The sequence below is a fragment of the Arthrobacter sp. 2YAF22_2 genome (assembly GCF_052114645.1).
Classification (GTDB): Bacteria; Actinomycetota; Actinomycetes; order Actinomycetales; family Micrococcaceae; genus Arthrobacter.
In genome coordinates this window covers 1-2,419 of sequence record NZ_JBFRFD010000526.1, presented here as the reverse complement: position 1 = coordinate 2,419, position 2,419 = coordinate 1, and the positions used below count along the sequence as shown (strand labels likewise).

Sequence of the window (2,419 nt, the reverse complement as noted above, 5' to 3'; positions counted from 1 at the left end):
GCCGAAGGAAGTCGCCTACGGGCCGTCCATGCTGGCCGCCGCCCTGGCCGYCATCCTGCTGCTTCAGTAGTGGTAGCTGTGGTCGGTGCGACGGCTTAAATAGCAAGTCGGCTTATCGAAACAGGTAATTTTGGCTACGCCTCCACACCGAACTGAGTACACCGCCATTGCCACCGAGTAGAACCCCATTTTTCGTTCCAAAAAGTCGAGTATTCGAAGTTATTGCCGCGCCGTTAATCGCCGTGCAAATGTGGTTCCAGCGAAGCTCCAGTGAATAAGCAATAGGGGATTCACTGGAATTCCGTTCACATATTCGGAACTCTGGAAAAGGAAATTACAATGACTGGTCTCATGGTCTCAATGCTCTCTTTCATCGCCGGCGTCAAGAACAAGCTCGAATCCGAAAAGGGTGCCACCGCGGTGGAGTACGGCCTGATGGTCGCGCTCATCGCAGTCGCCATCATCACCACCGTCGGCCTCCTAGGCGGCCAGCTCAACACGCTCTTCGGCGACGTCAAGACCGCCATCACCAAGACGCCCTAGCACCCACCAACGCATTCGTCGAAGCCCAGAGGCGGTGCGGCGGCAGTTCCGCTGCCATCGCATCTGCCTCTGGGCTTCTGTCGTCAGCGCATACGCAGGTGTGCCAGGTCTGAAGGTTCAGGAGGGGTCGTGCAAGGTCTCAAGTCCAAGGCGAAAGTCACTTCAGTGCGAGTGAGTGACGTTGGCTATTCAATTCGTTCACTGCAAGCTGCCACCGCAGTCGAGTACGCACTTCTGGTCGGCTTCATTGCCACCGCAACCGTTCTTGCCGTCGGCCTACTCGGGCCACAGCTAATTCCTGGATTCCAGGCCGCTACGGCTGGCTTGTGATGGAACACCCGGTCAAGCCCTGCGACAAGAGAAAATCCAAGGAACTGGGCGCCGTCGCCGTCGAGTTCGCCCTGATCCTTCCCATCTTCCTCGCACTAATTTTGGGGATAGTGGAATACGGAAGAGCATTCGGCATCCAGGTCTCCATGGCCGAAGGTGCCCGAGAAGCCGCGAGGTACTCAGCCATCCACTACGCAGACGCCGGCTACACAAACGCTGTGGCACAGCAGAAGGCAATTGACGCGGCGCCCATTGCCAGCCTGAAGCTTGCCGACGTCACAATCAACTCCTGCGCTCCAGGCTCGGATTCAGTCGTCACCATTAGCGCAAAGGTCAAGTACCTCACCGGTCTTCCGACGTTGGTCCCTTTTCTCCCCGACATTATGAACATCTCAGCTAAAGGGGTCATGCAATGCGGAGGTTAGCTAAAGAGCAACCGCAGGGCTGCGAGGCCGAGGACAAGGAGCGGGGTGTGATTGCTCCGCTCGCGGCCATTCTCATAGTTGCCCTTCTGGGCTTCGGAGCCCTGGCCGTAGACGTCGGCGCCATGTACTCGGAGAAAACACAACTGCAGAATGGCGCCGATTCAGCGGCACTCGCGGTAGCGCAAGCCTGCGCCAAGGTCACCACTTCAGCTCCGTGCGCCGCAGATCAGAGGGTAAAGGCTTCGCCTTACGCCAACGGCAACGCTCTTGACGGGTCCAGCAACGTTGTCTCGGCTGTCGTGAACAACGCCGCGGGCACGGTGGACGTCACCACTGAAACTCCGGCCGGCGCAGGCGGCGAACACTTCTCCCTCTATCTGGCTCGTGCCCTTGGTATCAATTCCGTAGAGATCCAGGCATTCGCGCAAGCGAAATTCGGTGGGTTCTCTGCTGCCGATGTCTTTCCGTTGACGTTCTCAAAATGCGAATCTGACCCGTCTTTTTTCAAGGGCCTCCAGTTCTTTCCTGAACACGGGACGTCGCTGTCCGATGATCCGAAGTACGCATGCCCCCATCAGTCATCGTCAGGGCACGAACTCCCTGGCGGTTTCGGTTGGTTGAAGCACCCGGGGCTCGACTGCAACGTACACGTCGACATCACCAGCCCCTGGGTCGAGTCCAAATCTGGCACGAGCTTCGATGGGACTTGCACGGACACATTTACCCGCTGGCAGGCGAGCCTAGCGGCCGRCAAAACGGTCGAGATTCTTATTCCGATCTTCGACACGGCCTGTCCGGATAAGGGTGGGACGGGAGTGAACCCCTGCGCAGCCTCTCCTTTTGGTAAGTCTTTTCGGATCGAAGCTTTTGCGCAGATTTCTCTTCGGGGTTGGCATTTCAACGGTGGCGGAAGTACCTATTACACGACGGAAGCCAGCGCGCTCAAAGGAAGCCTGAAGCTGAAAAATAGCGATACCGGACTGTACGGCACTTTCATAAAAAAGGTCACGCTGGCCGATGCTGCAAAAATGGGCGGCCCAATAACATACGGATCTCTTGGAGTCACGTTGTCCAAGTAGCCGCGACACACAATGAGTTTCAATCGGCATAAGGAGGAAGTC

At 57.2% G+C, this 2,419-nt stretch carries 3 protein-coding genes; all 3 read left to right on the top strand.

All coding sequences use genetic code 11. The features are described 5' to 3' along the window. Window positions 1-339: 339 nt before the first annotated feature. The 3 genes from AB4Y86_RS16845 (at window position 340) to AB4Y86_RS16835 (ending at window position 2,377) form a co-directional block, all read left to right on the top strand. Window positions 340-543, top strand: coding sequence for a Flp family type IVb pilin (locus AB4Y86_RS16845; RefSeq protein WP_441403315.1), 204 nt, complete (start codon window positions 340-342; stop codon window positions 541-543). Window positions 544-872: 329 nt separating this feature from the next. Then, a complete protein-coding gene (locus tag AB4Y86_RS16840) occupies window positions 873-1,298 on the top strand; it encodes a TadE/TadG family type IV pilus assembly protein (RefSeq protein WP_441403314.1) in 426 nt (141 codons plus the stop codon). 47 nt (window positions 1,299-1,345) lie between these two features. Then, a complete protein-coding gene (locus AB4Y86_RS16835) occupies window positions 1,346-2,377 on the top strand; it encodes a pilus assembly protein TadG-related protein (RefSeq protein ID WP_441403313.1) in 1,032 nt (343 codons plus the stop codon). Window positions 2,378-2,419: the final 42 nt, after the last annotated feature.

Bases quoted from the DNA above. Each gene is read 5' to 3' on its own strand.
- AB4Y86_RS16845 (WP_441403315.1), top strand. From the start codon at position 340: ATGACTGGTCTCATGGTCTCAATGCTCTCTTTCATCGCCGGCGTCAAG.
- AB4Y86_RS16840 (WP_441403314.1), top strand. From the start codon at position 873: ATGGAACACCCGGTCAAGCCCTGCGACAAGAGAAAATCCAAGGAACTG.